Below are 18,291 nucleotides of genomic sequence, written 5' to 3'. Positions count from 1 at the left end.
CGGAGCCTTCCGGCTTCCTTTTTGTTCCTCTTCCTTTGTTCTAGCTGTAATATAGCACGTAGATGTTAGCCAAGTCAAGATCTGAGTGCTAATTTTTTAAAAAATTTTTTACTCCACCAAAACTCCATTTTTGTATGACGCACTGTTGTCCAAATAGTGGAGGTACTGTTATGGCAAAGACAATTTTAATATAGAAGCTGTACTATCGTCCATAATATCGCCGAAGCAATCAGATGAAATCCCGGCATTTTTCCATTGAAAAACCCCCCTACTCTATTGACAAGCATGTTTTATATGAATATAATGTTCTTATACGATAAGTACATTATATAACAAAGGAGGGGCGCTGTGGAAATTATTATCAGCAGTAATACGAGTAAGCCTATTTATGAACAGATAACTTCACAGATAAAAGCCATGATTATGAGTGGTGAATTAAAGACTGGCGATCCCATTCCTTCTATGCGGGCGTTGGCAAAATCAATTCATGTAAGTGTCATTACTGTTCAAAAAGCATATGAAGATCTGCAAAGAGACGGATTTATTGAAACAACAGTAGGCCGCGGAAGTTTTGTATCGGCCCAAAACAAAGACTTTTATCAGGAAGAACAGCAAAGATTAGCTGAAGAACATTTGCAGGAAGCCGCCGACATTGGGCGGACAAGTGGAATATCGTTGGGAAAACTGGTTGAATTACTGACTATGTTTTATCAAGAGGAGGATTAACTATGGACGCTATTTTGCAAGTTGATAACTTGACCAAGCAATACACTGATTTCACGTTAGATCATGTTTCTTTTTCAGTGCGGAAAGGGACCATTATGGGCCTGATTGGTGAGAACGGAGCCGGAAAGAGCACAACCATCAATGCTATTCTTGATTTGATCCATAAAGATGAAGGTAGTGTCACTTTCTGGGGACAGAAATTGTCGTCTTCCAAACAACTTAAAGAGGAAATTGGGGTAGTATTTGATGGAATCAATTTCTATGAAACTCTCACTCCGTTCAAAGTTGGGAAAATTGCCGGTGCTGCATACAGGCAATGGGATGCACAGTTATTTAAGGACTATCTGAAACGTTTTCAGCTTCCTGCGGATAAAGAGATCAAATCTCTGTCCAAGGGAATGAAAATGAAACTGTCTATTGCCGTTGCGCTTTCTCATAAGCCTAAGCTGTTGATTCTGGATGAAGCTACCAGCGGTCTTGATCCTGTGATGCGGGACGATATTCTTGATGTATTCCTTGACTTTGTGCAGGACGAAAATCATTCCATTTTAATGTCTTCTCATATCACAACGGACTTGGAAAAAATCGCAGACTATATTACTTTTATTCATCAGGGGAAAGTCCTTTTCTGCAAAACGAAAGACGAGCTCCGTTACAACTACGGTATTATCCGTTGTGGTGCAACTTTATTCGATCAGCTCGACAAAGACGAAATTCTGGTTTATCGCAAGGATGAATATCAATGGAATGTATTGGTAGCTGATAAGGAAAAAGCCAGAAAAAAATATAAAAAAGCCGTGGTGGATGATGCAACGATTGATGACATTCTACTGTTGTATGTGAAAGGAGAGCAAACCAAATGAAAAGCCTTGTTTTGAAAGATTTATTCAATATCGGCCATAACGCGAAATCCATGTTATTCATTCTAGTGGTTTTTGCTGTTGCCTTTATCCAGTTTTCTAACGTGGAAAGCTATATCTTCGTGTGTGCTGTTTTATGCAGCATGATGATCGTAACAACCTTTTCTTTTGATGACAGTTCCAAATGGACACGGTATGCCATGATCATGCCGATATCCAAGAAAGAATTGGTAGTTGGGAAATTTGCTGTACTCGTGATTTTCTGTACTGTTGGCAGTTTATTTGGATTAGTTATTGCTTCTGTTGGTGGTCTTATCACTAATAAAATTGCACTTGAGCTGGCTGGAATCGCAGAACTTCTGTTGTTGACTTTAACAGCATGGGTGATGTCCCTGATTTTCGGAAGTATGTCAATTCCTCTTGTGTTCAAGTTTGGGGCGGAGAAAGGGCGTGTACTTCTGTTGGTATCGTTCCTCATTCCGGCGGCAATTTGTTTTGGCATATATCAGCTTCTTGCTCTACTTGGAATTGTTCTGACAGACCAGATTGCGTTTATTCTTCTCTGCTGTTCACCACTTCTGGCATTGGTATGGTGCTATGTAATGTATCAGCTCAGTTATCGCATTTTTGAAAAACAAGAGCTTTGATTTTTTACAGTTAGGAGGCTATCATGGAAAGTAAGAGATTTGAAATTGCTGAAACAACAGGGAGTGTGAAAGGTTTTTATGTTGTGGTGGATAAAGAAACCGGAGTTAATTACCTTATCGCAAAGTTTGGAGCAGGTGTTGGGATTTGTCCCCTGATTAACAAAGATGGAAAGCCCATTGTAACGAAATGGAATTAAGGGGGTGAACCGTACAATAAATTGGGTTTTATGCCCTGTATGCGATAATAAAACACTGATTGCAGTACATCAACCGAATATATCCGTTATCAAAAATTCAGATGCAGAGCCGATAATTCATAAGATGCTTCCTTATGGTTACTGGTTCTGCTTTTTATTTTTAGACTCCAATAAGAAAAGAGACAGAAACCGAAAGCCATTTTGTCACAAATGGAGTAAAGAAATAGAAAAAAGCAAGGTGAGGATACGTCACGGAACATTACGGAAATCCTCAAGGAGAGCGCTCACAGGATAAACAAATGCGTGGCAGTCGTTACCCATTCAGAGGCACTTGCAAAAGAGGCAGATGTGATATTCCGGCTGAAGCGCGGAGAGCTTCGTATATGATATGAATGAAGATATCCGGCCCATGTGGGGAGTCGGATATAGTTTTGTGGATATCCCAGGGTATAAGCCTCTGGGATATTTTATTTGGCATTATTAGAAAAACGGCAAAAATAGAAAAAAATGCCGAATTTTTTATTTTTTTGCAAAGTACCTCCACATCTGGTATCATAATTACATCAGTATCTTATTGTAAAGAGGAGTGTGAAACTTGAAATATGAATGATTCAGGAAGAAATGGAACGATGAGCGAAAATAAAATTAAGCTCTTTATCAATGGCAAGATCTTTTCCGCGGATGACGCGATTCCCTTTGCCGATTCCATGATTGTGCAGAACGGGCGTATCGTCTGGATCGGGCAGGAAAAAGATCTGCCGCAGGAGAGCATCCCGGAAGACGCGCAGACGTTTGATCTGGACGGACACAGGGTGATCCCGGGGTTTGTGGACGCCCACATGCACCCTGTCATGCTTGCGGATTTTCAGAAGCAGATCACCATCATGCCTCCTGCTATTAATTCCATCGCAGAACTTACCGAAGCTGTTCGGACTGTACGGGAAAAGCAGGGGCCGGATCAGTGGGTTCTCGGATGGGGATACGATGAACAGGGATTACTTGAAAAGCGGTCCCCCAACCGCTATGATCTGGACCGGGGATGCAGCGATGCCCCCGTCTCCATCATGCGGACATGCGCCCACATCCGCTGTGTCAACAGCAAAGCTCTCGAGATCGCGGGAATCGACCGGAACACCCCGGATCCCCCGGGCGGAGAGATCGAGCGGGATGAAAACGGAGAACCGACAGGCGTATTAAAGGAAAATGCCCGCAACCTTCTTGCCCCTTATCTGCCGGTTGAGGCGCAGGACAGACAGGTGGAGAATCTCCTGGATCTGGGAAATCTCCTGACTTCCCAAGGTATCACCGCCATCTGCGACATGGGAAACCTGGACTCCACGGACAATATTCCAATCTACGAGAAAGCCGCACAGAAAGGCTTTCACCAGAGGGTTGGCGTTTATTATATGTGGGACTTCTTTGCGGACAACCCGGAATTTGACATTCCAGAGGAGCTGCTGAACCGGAACCGGCAGGTTTTCGCGGCAGGTCTGAAGCTGATCGGAGACGGAAGTATCTCCGGACGGACCGCCTGGATGGACCGTCCTTATCTGGGCTCCACAGATGATTACGGCATCTCCGTCTGTGATGACAAACTGGTGGAATCTGCCATCTCATTCTGCAGGGAACACCACTGTCAGCTCTCCATGCACGCCATGGGAAGCCGCACCATCTCTCGGATGGTCGGAAGGGCAGCACAGGAGGAGAGCTGGACGGAAGCGGGTATCCCCTATGTGCGCATCGAGCATGTCACCGATCCCACGGAAGAGAGCATCACAACTGCGGCAGCCCACGGCATTTCCTTTGTCACGCAGCCCATTTTCCTCTATGCGGAAAGTGCCAGCTATCTGAAGAATCTGGGCAGCGAGTGGATGAAGCAGTGTTATCCGGTAAAACATATCCTTGAGAAAGGCGTAAAGCTGGGATTTTCCACTGACGCCCCTGCAACCTTCTGGGCAGTGCCTTCTGATCCCTTCCCAGGGATCAAACTGGCAGTAACACGGCGCGCTTACAGCGGTGCAGACTGCGGGCAGGACCAGGCAGTGGATGTACAGACAGCAGTAAAACTCTACACCCGGGGTGCAGCAGAAGCTGCAGGATTCCCGGAACAGGGAGTGCTCGCCCCCGGATACCGGGCTGATTTTGCCGTACTTGACCGGGATATTCTCGCCATTCCTTCCGAGGAGATCGACCAGGTGAAGGTTGCGGAGACTTATATCGGCGGAGAATGCGTATACCACAGAGACTGATCCCGGTGGTTCCGCCGATTACACCGGAAATTCAGATACAATAAAAGAGAAAATATCAAAAAGGGAGATAAAACTATGTTTCAAATGCCAGAATACAGAGAACCTGACTTTACACAGCCAAAATTCACCGACGCGCCGGACGCGAAATGGGAGGCTGTCAGCACAGCCGGTGTTGCACCGGAAAATTATCACAGCACTTCCATGTATCCGGAATACTTCAAGATCAACGGGAAATGGCTGCTCGCCAAAGAGAGTCGCATGGATTCCAGTGTCGTCATCGGGGATGACGGGGAGCTGAAAGTTGTGGAGAACCGGAATCTGAAGGTCGGGGACAAGGTCATCCTCGGTCGCACTGAGAACGGAGAGGAAGGGATCTATCTGCACAGTACCGGCTTTGAGTCGCCGGATGAACCTGAGAGCGACCAGTTCGTATTCCGCCAGGGCAGAAGCCGTGAGACTTCCTATGCCCGTGATTATGACCGCCTCTTTGAACTGCTCAGATATGAGCGGGAACACGGAAATATCCTGTGGGTCATGGGACCTGCCTTCTCCTTTGACGCGGACGCCCGCAGGGCCATGCAGGCAATGGTGGACAACGGATATGTGGACGGACTGATGGCGGGAAACGCCCTTGCCACCCACGATCTGGAGGGAGCCATGTTCCACACCGCGCTGGGACAGGATATCTACACCCAGCGCTCCCAGCCCAACGGACATTACAACCATCTGGATGTGATCAACCGGGTGAGAAAGAGCGGCTCCATTCCGCAGTTTATCGAGGACTATAAGATCGATAACGGAATCATGTACGGATGTGTGAAGAACAATGTTCCATTCGTCCTCACCGGCTCCATCCGCGATGACGGTCCGCTTCCGGAGGTAATCGGGGACGCCTACGAAGGACAGACAGCCATGCGGAATATGGTAAAGAAAGCTACCACCGTGGTGTGTCTTGCCACCATGCTCCACACCATCGCCACAGGAAACATGACCCCCTCCTACCGGGTTCTGGAGGACGGATCCGTGCGCCCGGTATTTCTCTACACCGTGGACGCCGACGAGTTTGTGGTGAACAAGCTTCTGGACCGGGGAAGCCTTGCCGCCACCACCATTGTCACGAATGTACAGGACTTCATCATGATCGTGGCCAAAGGGCTGAATATTCTCTAAGCAGGGACGGCTGCTGCGCCGTATTTTCCTGTGCTCCGGCAGACTGCAGTGCTCGGCAAACTGCATCGGCAAACTACAGCGCTCGGCAAACTGCAGCGCTCGGCAGTTTGCGGAACTGACAGCATAAAAATCGCATAAAAATCGGGATATCCCGGGGAAATACTCTCCCCGCAGGATATCCCGATTTTTATGTTGCAATAACAGCTCCTAAAACGGTCCGTATCCGATTCCGTAAGCGATCATGATAAGGATAAATGCACTCACAATCAGCGAGAGATAGATCTTCCAGCAGAATCTGATCCACGTTCCGTAGTCCACACCGCACATGGACAGCTGGACAAGAGAACTTCCCGGCCAGAAACTGTTGGTGATCCCGTCTCCGTACTGATAGGCAAGCACAAGCACCTGCTGATTGATGTGCAGGATCTCTCCCAAAGGCTGAAGAATCGGCATGACAATAACCGCCTTTCCGCTTCCCGACACCACAAGGAAGTTAAACAGTGTCACGAACACGAAGATAATCAGCAGCGCCAGGATCGCGCTCCTGTTCTGGAGCAGCAGCGACATTCCGTGTACAATCGTATCCATGATACATGCCTGGTTCATCAGAACAACCACCGACTGAGCCAGACCTACGGCAAATGCAGCGGCGAACACTCTCACCGCACCTTTGCAGAACAGCTGGCAGGCCTCGCTTGGTCCGATCCGGAAGATCAGGGCAAGAAGGATCCCCAGGATCACATAGATCGCTGCGATCTGCGGGAAGGACCATCCCAGACGGATGCATCCGTATCCCTGCACGACAATAATGCATAGAAATGCCAGCAGCCCCAGCACTCTCCTCAGAGTCATCTCTTCCATCCCGGAAGCATGTTCCTCCCGGTTCTGATTCAGATACTCCTCACTCATCAGACTCCTGGACGGATCCTTTTTGATCTTCCGGCAGTAAGTATAAAGTCCCACCAGACCGATCACATAGAACACTGCCAGTCCCACCGCGCGGAATCCGATTCCCGAGAACAGCGGCAGACCCACGATCTGCTGCGCCACCCCGGTGGTAAACGTATTCATCAGCCCTGACGTGAAGCCCACCGTGCTTCCCACGATGGCCAGTGCCGTCCCCACCATCCTGTCATAGCCCAGTGCAAAGCCGATGGTGACTGCCAGAGGATAGAAGGGATAAGCCGCCTCCCCGTATCCCAGGACACCGAAGATCACGAAAATGGTATAGAAGATACAGACCACGGAAAACTCCCGTCCCTTCGTCTTTTTCAGGATCACATTGATCCCTGCACCGAAGGCTCCGCTCACTTCCAGGAGATAGATTACGCCGGAACTGATAAAGAGCGTTCCCATGATCGTCGCCCCGTTGACAAATCCGGTATAAATCGCCTCAAAATAGTCCATAAACGTTATAGGCGTCTCATTTTCCACATAGCGGAAAGTATCCGGATCAATCACCGAGATTCCTGCCGCGTCCTGAATTCTGTCATAGATTCCGCTGGGGATCAGGTACGAGAGCACAACGACAAACAGCATGATCACGAGAAGGATGATAAATACATGAGGCATGTGAAATCCTCTCTGTTTTTTCTCTGTACAGTTCATCTTACGCATCCTCCTTTCCGGTTCCGTGTTCCTCAAGCCACGATACCGACGCCATGGCGTACACCGCCGCTCCCACCGGCAGTACATCTTCGTCCAGTACCATGTGCGGACTGTGAAGCGGCGCATTCCCGGGTTCTCCCGCCCCGATGAACACAAACATTCCCGGCACGTTCTCGGTCACATAGCCGAAGTCTTCCGTCCCCGTCATAGGCGGAATCTGATGAACCTTCTCCTCCCCGGTAATCATCCCGATATACGGGACAAGTTCCCGGCATAGCTTTTCGTCCGTATAGGTACAGGGCGTGTGGAACACGGTCAGATCATAGGTTCCGCCCCAGGCCTTCACATAGTGGTCGATCAGCTCGGGGATGCGCCGGTTCAGATGATTCGCCGCTGCGACGTCCAGGGTCCGCACTCCGATGTGCAGTTCGGCCTCCTCCGGGATAATGTTCACCGCCGTGCCTCCTTTGGCGACTCCGCAGGTCAGTGCCACCATAGCGGCAGGGTCTGTCTCCCGTGTCACCAGCAGGTTCACCGCCTGGTACACCTGATTCATGATCATCAGCGGGTCCACACAGAGCTGAGGCTGGGAGCTGTGTCCGCCCTTTCCGTGAATCTTCAGGATAAAGCTGTCCAGGGATGCAGAGTTGACTCCGGCTGCATACCCGGCTGTCCCTGTCTCTTCCACCGTCTGCACATGCAGACCCAGCGCTGCATCTACCTTCGGATTCTCCAGGACTCCGTTCTCCACCATCACTCTGGCGCCGGCGCCGGTCTCCTCACCGGGCTGGAACATCAGCTTGACCGATCCTTTCAGCTCCCCTTCCATATCTTTTAATATTCTCGCCGCACCGAGCAGCATGGCGGCATGGCTGTCGTGGCCGCACATGTGGCCGGTGCCGCTGCAGGACCGGAAGGAAAGTTCATTCTCTTCCTTCACCGGCAGGGCATCCATATCCGCCCGCAGCAGGATACAGGGACTACCGCTGCCGATCACCGCCGTTACTCCGGTTGCCCGCTCCATCCGCGGGAATCCCGCCGCCATGTAGTCTTCCGTCATCTTCCGCGGGAGCGGTCCTCCGCACATTTTCCAGGAAATCCCCATCTCATCCAGACATTTGCAGATATATGCGCTGGTCCGGGGCAGATCCATCCCAATCTCCGGATCCTGGTGCAGAACTCTTCTGTCTTCCACGATCCGGGAACGGATCTTCTCCGCCCTTTCCCGAATCCGGACGGCGCGCTCCCTGTTTTTCCCGCTCACTTTTTCTGACGCTGACACATCTCTTATGTTTTCCTGTTTCTCTCTCTTCTCATACTCCGTGCTCATCGTGGTATGTTTCTCCTTTCCGGACGTCCGCCATCCTGCTCTCCTCCGGTTTCTCCGGGATCAGGCTGAAATTCCCCGCATCGTGAGCTGAATCCTTTTTCTCTTCAGATCCACGCTCATCACTTTCACATCCACGATGTCCCCCACGCTCACCGCTTCCAGCGGATGCTTAATATATCTGTCTGTTATCTGGGAGATATGAACCAGACCGTCCTGATGGACGCCGATATCCACAAATACCCCGAAATCAATAACATTTCTCACAGTTCCCTTTAACACCATTCCCTCTTTCAGGTCCTTCATCTCCAGCACATCCGTGCGCAGAATCGGCTTCGGCATCTCGTCCCTGGGATCGCGGGCAGGCTTCTCCAGTTCTTTCACAATATCCCTCAGAGTGATCTCGCCGATCCCCAGTTCATCCGCCAGCTTCTTATAGTCCCGGATGGTCAGCGACAGTCCGGTCAGATTGTGCTCTGTGATATCCTCCGGCGTATATCCCTGCTTTTTGAGGAGCTTCTCCGCCGCCTCGTAGGACTCAGGGTGAACGCCTGTGGAATCCAGCGGATTCTTTCCCTCCAGGATCCGCATAAATCCCGCACACTGCTCAAATGCTTTCGGTCCCAGTTTCGGGACTTTCAGCAGTTCTCTGCGGTCTGTAAAGCGTCCGTTCTCCTCACGGTATGCCACGATATTTTTGGCGATCGTGCTGCTGATTCCGGAAATATAGGAGAGAAGCGGCGCCGACGCGGTATTTAAGTCCACGCCGACTTTATTTACGCAGTCTTCCACAACGCCATTCAGCGATTCGCCCAGCTTCTTCTGGTTCATATCATGCTGGTACTGCCCCACGCCGATGGACTTGGGGTCGATCTTCACCAGTTCTGCAAGAGGATCCTGCAGCCTTCTGGCAATGGACGCCGCGCTCCTCTGTCCCACATCAAACTTCGGGAACTCTTCACTTGCCAGCTTGCTCGCGGAGTAGACAGACGCCCCTGCCTCGTTTACGATCACATACTGCACCTTCTCCGGGATCTCTTTTAACAGCTCCACAATGAACTGTTCCGATTCTCTGGACGCCGTTCCGTTTCCGAGAGAGATAAGAGAAATGTGATATTTCGGTATGATCTTCTTCAAAAGATCCTTGCTTGCCTGGATCTTTTTCGGCGTGGTCGGTGCAGTCGGATAGATCACTGTCGTCCCCAGCACCTTTCCTGTGGGATCCACAACCGCCAGCTTGCAGCCGGTACGGAAAGCGGGATCCCATCCGAGCACCACATGTCCCGCAATGGGCGGCTGCATCAGAAGCTGGTGCAGGTTCTTCCCGAACACTTCGATGGCTCCGTCCTCCGCCTTCTCGGTCAGTTCGCTGCGGATCTCCCGCTCGATCGCCGGGGCGATCAGCCGGTGATAGCTGTCCTCCACGGTATCTTTCAGAACCGGTGTGGTATAGGGATTATCCCTGGTGATTGTCTTCCGCTCAAGGTAACTGATGATCTCATCATCCGGCGCCTCCACCTTTACAGTGAGAAATTTCTCCTTCTCTCCGCGGTTCAGTGCCAGGACACGGTGTCCCGCAAGTTTCGCCGCCGGCTCCTCAAATTCATAATACATCTCATAAACCGACTCCGCCTCCGGATCCTTTGCCGCAGAGACAACCTTTCCCTTCTTCATGGTCGTCCGGCGGATCCAGCTTCTATAATCCGCATTGTCGGAAATGGACTCTGCGATAATATCCTTCGCACCGGCGACAGCGTCCGCCGCGGTTTTCACATCCTTCTCCTCCGAAACATATGCTTCCGCCGTTTTCTCAAGAGGCTCCTTCGCATTCTGCAGCATGATCAGCGCAGCAAGAGGCTCCAGCCCCTTCTCCTTCGCAATGGTAGCACGGGTCCGCCTCTTCGGACGGTAAGGACGGTACAGATCTTCCACCGCCACCTGTGTCTGGGCTGCAAGGATCTGCGCACGCAGCTCTTCTGTCATCTTCCCCTGCTCCTCGATACTGGAAATCACCTGTTCCTTCTTCTCCTCCAGATTGCGCAGATAGACCAGTCTCTCATACAGCTTCCTGAGCTGTTCATCGTTAAGAGAACCTGTCGCCTCCTTCCTGTATCTTGAAATAAACGGAATCGTATTCCCCTCGTCAATCAGTTTTACCGCTGCATCCACCTGCCAGCGCTTCACCGCGAGTTCATCCGTAATTTTCTGATTAATATCCATCTTTGTCTTTTCGTTCCTCTCTACTTCAATGTTTCCTGGTATGACGCACGGACGCTCTCCGTCAGCTCTGCGCCTCCATTATCATACCATTCTACCACAAAAGTATCGAAATAATCTACCGGTTTTTCGCCGACAATAATCTGAAGGAACGCTTCCCTTTCCATATCTCTGAGATTCTGCGGGATCTCTGCATCTGCATCACCTATCGAAATAACCGGTTTTTCTGCGTTTCCGACCGCTTTGAGCACCTGGACCGCCTGAATTCTCGATGCATATGCCGCCCATTCATTGGCACTTCCCCGCTCTTCATTCAGGTATGCTTCACAGGTATCGTAATAGGATTTTTCAAGACCGGATAGTTCATCCCTGCTCATCTCACCGTCCAGTGCAGCCTCAAGATTTGTTTCACACCGAAACAGTGCGTCAATGTAATCTACGTTTATGTTCATCGGCCGCGCCGTTGGATCCACATTGATCGCAAAATATTTGTTTACATCGTTGGCATACCGGTCATCTTCATACCTGGAGTAATCAAAAATAGCACTCACATATTTTCCTACAATCTCCGGATGCTCATATCCTTTGCGTACCACAACATACATCCATTTATCATATGCCTCAAATGTCTGGGGTTGTTCCTGCACATCTTCGGCAAAAAGATAAGGCTTCCACACTGCCGTATCATCCGCCTCATAAGACAGGCTCAGCGGATTGTTCGGCGCCCACCAACGCCCGAATATTGCACCGCACTTCCCATTTATCACGAGATCATCGATATTTTCCGTCTGCCGCAGGAGGAAACGGGAATCAAGAATGCCGTCCTCATACAGCTGATTCAGAAATGCCAGAGCTTCCTTTGTCTCGTCTGTCAGAGATCCCCACACCACACCGTCATCGTCATCCAGGATCCACCGTTCCGGTACAGAACCAAATCTTGTGAAAATCCCGTCCACACCGTAAGTACCGCTGGAGCCTGCTATCAGTTCCGTACTGCATGCCAGACCGATTGTCTCTTTGTTTCCGGCAATATCATTTTCTACAAAAGCCTTAATAATCTTCATGGCATCATCCATGGACGCCGGTTCCTCAAGCCCAAGCTTCTGAATCCAGTCCGTCCGCAGCCAGAGCAGCATATGACCATCGTCGATCTCACAGTTCGGAAAAGCATAAAGCTTTCCGTCAAATGTAGCGGAACCCAGAAGATCTTCTCCATAACTCTCATACATTGCTTTGATGGTTTCAGTTGTGCACTCCTCATATACCTGCGTCAGATCTTCCACAAGTCCGGCCTCCACAAGCCGCATCAGATTCTCCCGCCCATTCACCACAAGGACATCCGGTAAACTCTTATCCGCAATAGTGACCTCCAGTGCCTCCTCATAGGCGCCTCCGGTCTGAAGTTCAAAAATATCCACGTTCTGGATATTAAGGATTTCCCTGAGATAACGCGTATATGCATTATCCTCATAGGTGTCCCCTTCCGGCATATTGGAGCTATTTGCTCCGGAGATCTTGCCCAGGGTATACTCTACCGTCTCCGGATACTTTCCCAGCGGCGTATGTTGTGCGCTCTCCCATGCAGCTTCGCTGCCTCCGCTCTTCTCCTTCGTTCCTTTCGGCTCTGTCCTGTTCTCACTGCATCCGGACAGCGCTCCGGCACTCAGAAGCAGCGTCAGAGTTACTGCTGCCGCACGAATGATCCCCTTTCCTTTTCTCATGTCTTTTTCCCTGCTTTCTTTGGAATTCTGATTATCACTTCCGTCCCCTCACCCGGGGTGCTTTTTACCTTCATGCTTCCGTCTTTCCCGTACAGCACCTGTATCCGTTCAGACACGTTTCTCACTCCGTATCCGGAAGACTGGTAGGTAAGAATCTGCTCTGTCTTCTGCTGTTCCATTCCTACGCCGTTGTCCTTTACGCAGAACACAATATCATTTCCGTCTCCCTGAACAGAGACTTCCAGAATCTTCTCCGCTTTCTCCGACATATCAAGCCCGTGGTCAATGGCATTTTCCACAAGCGGCTGAAGAATAAGTTTCGGAATTTCATACCCGCAGAGTTCCTGATCGATCTTTTCCCGGACCTGGAAACTATTGTCGTGCATAATAAGCTGAATTCTCAGATAGGCGCGGATATTGCTGACTTCACTCTCAACTGTGGTCATCGTCTCTCCCCGGTTAAGACTGGTACGGTAATAAGTAGACAGTGCCAGTGTAACCCTGCTGATCTCATCCTCCCCCGCTTCAATTGCCTTCCAGTTGATGATAGAGAGAGAATTATACAGGAAATGAGGATTGATCTGAGCCTGAAGCGCCTTCATCTCACTGTTCTGCAGTTTAATCTTGCCTTCGTACACCTCTGAAATCAGATGGTTCATCTGATCCATCATCCTGCGAAAGGAGCGGATCAGTACACCGACTTCATCATTGGAATCACTGCTGACAGTCACCTTGCGGAAACCTAAATGGATCTGATTCATATTCTCCGTGAGCATTTCCAGACCGGCAATCGTCTTCCTGGCGAAGAAATAGCCCGCTATTACCATCAGTACAATGCAGATTATAACAATCGGGATATTCCTTAATGTCAGAACCGAGGCAGACTCTGTTATGACCTCCGCAGGCCGGTACATACAGAATTTCCAACCGGTTCCTTCCATCTCCTGTACCGAACAGGTGTAATGATCCTGCAGATATTCCAGGGACTCCCCGTCTGCCGGCTGATATTTTTCATCCATGCTGTAACCGGAATAAATCACGCTGCCGCTGCTGTCAAATATGATTCCCCCTGTATTATCCCGGATCTGATTCGTAAAGGGTTCCAGAACCGTCCCATAGTCCAGGCTGATTGCAAGAACCGCTGCAATGTCATCATCTCCGTAAAATATCCGGAATGCTGTAATCTCCTGTGTATCTCCCTGTGCTGCATACCACTGCAGAAGCCCGGAATCATCGCCCAGCCTTGAATACCACGCCTGCTTTCCCGCCATTTCCAACGGAAGAAGCGTATCTCCGTGTGCCACCTCAATGCTGTCCGAATACAGGGAAATACTTCGAATCTCCTGATGATAAATCTGCGGCATCTGAAGCAAAGGATCCGCCACATTTACATACTCACTGTAAGTCTCATAATCCGACATCGAATCCATGGTAAGGATAGACCGCAGACTCTTGGAATAGGAAAGATAATTCACCAGATTTTCATAGATTTTCTCCTGGTTTTCTATGGATCTCACGGACTGTTGCAATGTCTTGTCCATGTTGTCAATTTCTGTCTCATGGAGCAGGTTAATCATTCCATACTGCATATACACGACAATAATCATCACCGGTATAAGACCTGCCGCTGCAATCAGCAGCGTAAGTTTATACCGGAACTTCAGATTTTTAAATATCCTGATCAGTTTCTTCATCCGTCTTTCCTTTCCTGCATGAATCCGGGGACATACCAAAGAATTCCCGGAAACTGCGGCAGAAATATGAACTGTTGGCGAATCCGACTTTCTTTGCGATCTGCGCGATTTTCATGTTTGTTCCCTCAAGCAGTTCTTTTGCCTTGTTCATCCTCACTTCGCGGATATACCGGTTCAGAGTCACCCCTGTCTCATCTTTGAAAATAGTGCTCAGATATCCCGGTGACAGATAAACCTGGGCAGCAAGCGTTTCCGGTCCGATGTTTTTCTCGCCGTAGTGATAGTGGATATAACTCTTAACTGTTGAAATCTCCCGACGAAACCCTTCCTCCTGCTCACTGATGTACGCTTCATATTCCCTCATTGCCTCAGATACGATTTCAAGCACATCCTGTATCTTCCTGCACCGGTAAAGCCGTTCGACCTTTCGGGAAAGATTCTTCTCATCCCCTGAAGGGATCTGTTCAAAGAGTTCTTTCATAATTCCGGAAAAGACGAATTTCACATACATTTCCGAAAACTGCTTATCCTGCCTGTATTTCTGCGCCAGAGTGCCGAAATCTTTTTTCAGCTGCGTAATATCCTTATAACCGATATCTTTCGAAATGCGCTCCGTAATTTCCGAATCATGCTCTGCGTCCCAGGATTCCTCATCTTTTTCCTCTCCGTTTACAAACACATGATGTCCCGGCTGATAAAACTGTTCCTGCAGGAGCTGTTCCAGTATCCGGAACTCATCAGGCATCTGTCTCCACCCCGCAAGGTCTTTGCTTACTGCAAAATAGCAGTCTGTCTCATAGCGCTTGAGGAAAAACTGATGAATCATCTCGGCCAGAGCCCTGTAGTCCGTATACTTTTCCGTAAAAAGGAAAAGTGACTCATTAGAATTCAGATTGACATAATAGAATTCCCTCTGAAGCTGTTCCTTCAGATTTTCGATAAAGTGTTCTTCCTCCGTCTCAAACAGCCCGTTCGAAGCCCCTGCCAGGATCATTCTGGTACACCGGCCGATCAGCCCGTTTTTTTCTCTGCCCTGTTCCAGAATATGCGCCACCTTTTCCGCCTTCTCCGCGCTTCCGGTATAGAGATAATCGATGAAAAAATATTTCATCAGATAGTCCGTCTTCGCATTATTTCTCTCTTCTTCCTCTTCTCGTCCGCGTATATGATCGCATACCCTCATCAGCGTCTTGTGGAATTCCTCCGGATCTACCGGTTTCAGGACATAGTCCACCACGCCGTAACGAAGCGCTTCCCTTGCATAAGTGAAATCATTATAACCACTGAAAATCACAATCTCCATCATGGGATAAGATTCTCTGACCTGACGGGTAAGTTCCAGTCCGTTCATATAAGGCATCTTAATGTCCGAAAAAATAATATCGACATGGTTGGACGCCAGTATTCCCAGAGCATCTTTGCCGTTTTCCGCCTCGAGAATACGGAACTCCTCCTCTTCCCTTTTCAACAGGAATTTAATCCCGTTTCTCTCCAGTCTTTCATCATCCACTATCAGAATCGTAAGCATAATCCTCTCCCTTTCCCTGCTGTATCCCGGAGACTTGTCCTCCCATCCCTTTCCCCCGGAAAGCTTCTTTCTGCTATTATAATACGTGTAAAAGAAGAAAGCAAAAAAAACTGTTATTGTCACTCCCGGGCGCAGGCATAGCCGCCGTGGCAATAAGGGGCGGTGCTGTGGACGCTTAACGGACATGTGAAAGTAACAGCGCTGCAATAGATTTATGTTGTATTATAACAAAGTTCTTTTCCGACCGGACATATTAAAAAATAAAGAAATGTGTTCTTTTTCCGTGATTTATCTTCTATTTCCCGCACGGTTCCTGTATAATAGCAGACAGACCTGTCCGCGGACGTTACACCCTGCTGTACCTTTGTCCGGTGTACTGCTGTTCTGCCGCGGATAAATACGAAATCGAGGATACAAAATGGAAAGGGAAATCAACTATCAGATCACCGCTGAAGATGCAGGGCTTCGCGCCGAGCAGTATCTTCGCAGGAAAGGTTATTCGTATCAGAATCTCACTCAGCTGAAAAAGATGCCGGAGAGTCTTCTCATAAACGGCGTCTGGACCTATATGCGCACGCCGCTTGCAGAGGGAGATCTTCTCACTGTACACATTAATGAGCATGAGTCCTCACCGAATATACCGGCAGTTTCCCTTCCCCTTGATATCGTCTACGAGGATGAGGATATCATTATCGTAAACAAGCCCACCGGGATGCCGACCCATCCCTCTCTCAACAATTACCGGAATTCTCTGGCTAACGCGCTGATGTACTATTTTGAGCAGCAGAAGAAGCCCTTCATCTTCCGCTGTACAAACCGACTGGACCGGGATACTTCCGGTCTGACCGTGATCGCCAAACATCTGGTCAGCTCCAGTATTCTCTCCGGCATGGCTGTGCGTCATGAAATCGAGCGGGAATACCTGGCTCTCGTCCGCGGAAGCATCCAGCCTCCTTCCGGAACGGTCTGCGCACCGATCGGGAGAGCCGGAACTTCCCTTATCGAGCGGAAAATCGATTTTGAAAATGGGGAAGCCGCGGTCACTCATTTCCGTAAAGTCGAAGAAAAAAACGGGCACAGCCTTGTCTCCCTCATCCTGGAAACAGGCCGCACCCATCAGATCCGTGTCCATATGAAATATATCGGTTATCCCCTCATAGGCGATTATCTGTACAATCCGGACATGGAATATATCACCCGCCAGGCTCTTCACTCGTACCGCCTGAGCTTCCGCCATCCCATTACCGGGGAACAGATAGAATTTACCGCGCCGATGCCGGAAGATATGGACCGGGTGCTGAATCCGGATTTCTGCTGAGATGGTCTTCCTCCTGATATCAGAAAGTGCCATATTCCTGCTGATATCAGATCAGGGAGCCTGGCTATTTCTTCCGGGAGGTTTCCTTTTTCCACTCCTCTGCGATCTTGGTGACCTCGCTTATGTCCATCTCGAGGATATCCGCGATCTCTTCCGGGGCATTTCCCTTTTCCAGTTTTTTCTCAACCAGTTTTTTCAGAGCACTCCACTCTCCTAGCTCAATTCCGCGCTTCTCTCCACGCTCGAATCCACGTTTTTCTCCACGCCGCTCCGCGCTCCTCATCTGGGTATTATAATCCAGAAGCGCACGCTCTCTCGCCTCGTACTCCAGCCTCTTCTTCTCATCCAGACTCAGTCTTTTCAACTCGTTATACGCCTCTTCGATATACTCGTCTTTCTCTGCCATATCTTCAAACTCCTTCCGGGTCTTCCCGCCCAGAAAGCGCATCCATCGGATTACGCCCTCCTCATTCTGGTCTTCCTCCGGCAGTTTTTTCAATTCCAGGATATGCAGTTCCAACAGATCCGTATACTGTTCACCGGTTTCCACATCACAGAGAGCAATCTTCCGGTAACAGCGATTGTCCTGTGGAAAGTGGATGAAATCGAGAATGCTGACATGGATACAGGGCTTTAATACTTCATAAGACTCACCTTTTTTGATCTGTCCGACATATATCCTGCACTCGTAGAACAGCACCCGGCTGGGCCAGTATTCAAAATAAGGCACCTGCATCTCTATGTTGAGCTTTTCACCGGTCTCCAGTTCCACCATCACATCCAGGATTCCCAGTTTGTCATCCGGAGCATCCCTGCGCAGTTCCGTAGGAATCAGCGTTGTCCTGCGGATCTGGGACGGTTCTTTCCCGAGCACTGCTGCAATAAAGCCCAGACGCACCTTCTCGTTGTTCATCAGTTCCTTGAAACAGAAATCCACCATGGGAAGCATGATAAAGTTTTCATTGTTACTGCTGTTTTTGTCAATTAATTTTACTGCGCCATTTGTCTCATTTTTTCCGCGATATTTAA

Annotated in this window: 14 protein-coding genes; 7 read left to right on the top strand and 7 right to left on the bottom strand. The window is 49.3% G+C overall.

The window, feature by feature from the left end:
• Positions 1-348 precede the first annotated feature (348 nt).
• The 6 genes from B5F07_RS01680 (at position 349) to B5F07_RS01655 (ending at position 5,849) form a co-directional block, all read left to right on the top strand.
• Entirely contained in the window at positions 349-726 is a 378-nt protein-coding gene (locus B5F07_RS01680; RefSeq protein ID WP_087159554.1) for a GntR family transcriptional regulator, read from the top strand.
• Positions 727-728: 2 nt separating this feature from the next.
• Positions 729-1,589 carry an ABC transporter ATP-binding protein gene (locus tag B5F07_RS01675; RefSeq protein ID WP_087159553.1) on the top strand — a complete coding sequence of 287 codons (861 nt, stop codon included), beginning with the start codon at positions 729-731 and terminating at the stop codon, positions 1,587-1,589.
• Entirely contained in the window at positions 1,586-2,233 is a 648-nt protein-coding gene (locus tag B5F07_RS01670) for an ABC-2 transporter permease (protein WP_087159552.1), read from the top strand. The genes B5F07_RS01675 and B5F07_RS01670 overlap by 4 nt, the downstream gene beginning before the upstream one ends.
• Before the next feature lie 23 nt (positions 2,234-2,256).
• Positions 2,257-2,430 (top strand): DUF6440 family protein, encoded by a 174-nt coding sequence (locus B5F07_RS22775; RefSeq protein ID WP_191403695.1) that lies wholly within the window; start codon positions 2,257-2,259, stop codon positions 2,428-2,430.
• A gap of 629 nt (positions 2,431-3,059) precedes the next feature.
• A complete protein-coding gene (locus tag B5F07_RS01660; RefSeq protein ID WP_087159551.1) occupies positions 3,060-4,679 on the top strand; it encodes an amidohydrolase in 1,620 nt (539 codons plus the stop codon).
• Positions 4,680-4,754: 75 nt separating this feature from the next.
• On the top strand, positions 4,755-5,849 hold the full coding sequence (locus B5F07_RS01655) for an ornithine cyclodeaminase family domain (protein ID WP_087159550.1): 1,095 nt from the start codon (positions 4,755-4,757) through the stop codon (positions 5,847-5,849).
• A 207-nt stretch (positions 5,850-6,056) separates the two neighbouring features.
• On the opposite strand, the gene B5F07_RS01650 is transcribed toward B5F07_RS01655, so the two are convergent.
• From B5F07_RS01650 to B5F07_RS01625, 6 genes are read right to left on the bottom strand one after another with little or no spacing between them, the layout of a single operon-like run.
• A complete protein-coding gene (locus tag B5F07_RS01650) occupies positions 6,057-7,457 on the bottom strand; it encodes a YfcC family protein (RefSeq protein WP_087159549.1) in 1,401 nt (466 codons plus the stop codon).
• Position 7,458: 1 nt separating this feature from the next.
• On the bottom strand, positions 7,459-8,787 hold the full coding sequence (locus B5F07_RS01645) for a M20 metallopeptidase family protein (protein WP_087159548.1): 1,329 nt from the start codon (positions 8,785-8,787) through the stop codon (positions 7,459-7,461).
• Positions 8,788-8,847: 60 nt separating this feature from the next.
• Complete coding sequence (locus B5F07_RS01640; RefSeq protein ID WP_087159547.1) at positions 8,848-11,004, bottom strand: Tex family protein; 2,157 nt, start codon at positions 11,002-11,004, stop codon at positions 8,848-8,850.
• A gap of 20 nt (positions 11,005-11,024) precedes the next feature.
• The gene (locus tag B5F07_RS01635; RefSeq protein WP_087159546.1) at positions 11,025-12,722 is read right to left on the bottom strand and encodes an extracellular solute-binding protein; all 1,698 of its coding nucleotides are present in this window, start codon (positions 12,720-12,722) and stop codon (positions 11,025-11,027) included.
• The gene (locus B5F07_RS01630; RefSeq protein WP_087159545.1) at positions 12,719-14,416 is read right to left on the bottom strand and encodes a sensor histidine kinase; all 1,698 of its coding nucleotides are present in this window, start codon (positions 14,414-14,416) and stop codon (positions 12,719-12,721) included. Before B5F07_RS01630 ends, B5F07_RS01635 begins: the two co-directional genes overlap by 4 nt.
• Positions 14,391-15,944, bottom strand: coding sequence for a response regulator transcription factor (locus tag B5F07_RS01625; protein ID WP_087159765.1), 1,554 nt, complete (start codon positions 15,942-15,944; stop codon positions 14,391-14,393). Before B5F07_RS01625 ends, B5F07_RS01630 begins: the two co-directional genes overlap by 26 nt.
• Positions 15,945-16,362: 418 nt before the next feature.
• Between B5F07_RS01625 and B5F07_RS01620 the strand changes: the two genes are divergently transcribed.
• A complete protein-coding gene (locus tag B5F07_RS01620) occupies positions 16,363-17,262 on the top strand; it encodes an RluA family pseudouridine synthase (RefSeq protein WP_087159544.1) in 900 nt (299 codons plus the stop codon).
• Between the two features lie 64 nt (positions 17,263-17,326).
• On the opposite strand, the gene B5F07_RS01615 is transcribed toward B5F07_RS01620, so the two are convergent.
• On the bottom strand, positions 17,327-18,291 hold a 965-nt coding region (locus tag B5F07_RS01615), incomplete at its 5' end, for an Rpn family recombination-promoting nuclease/putative transposase (RefSeq protein ID WP_330397701.1).

This window comes from Lachnoclostridium sp. An169, from assembly GCF_002160525.1.
GTDB lineage: Bacteria > Bacillota > Clostridia > Lachnospirales > Lachnospiraceae > Mediterraneibacter > Mediterraneibacter cottocaccae.
The sequence above is the reverse complement of the archived record's forward strand: the minus strand, read 5'-3'. Positions and strand labels throughout refer to the sequence as shown.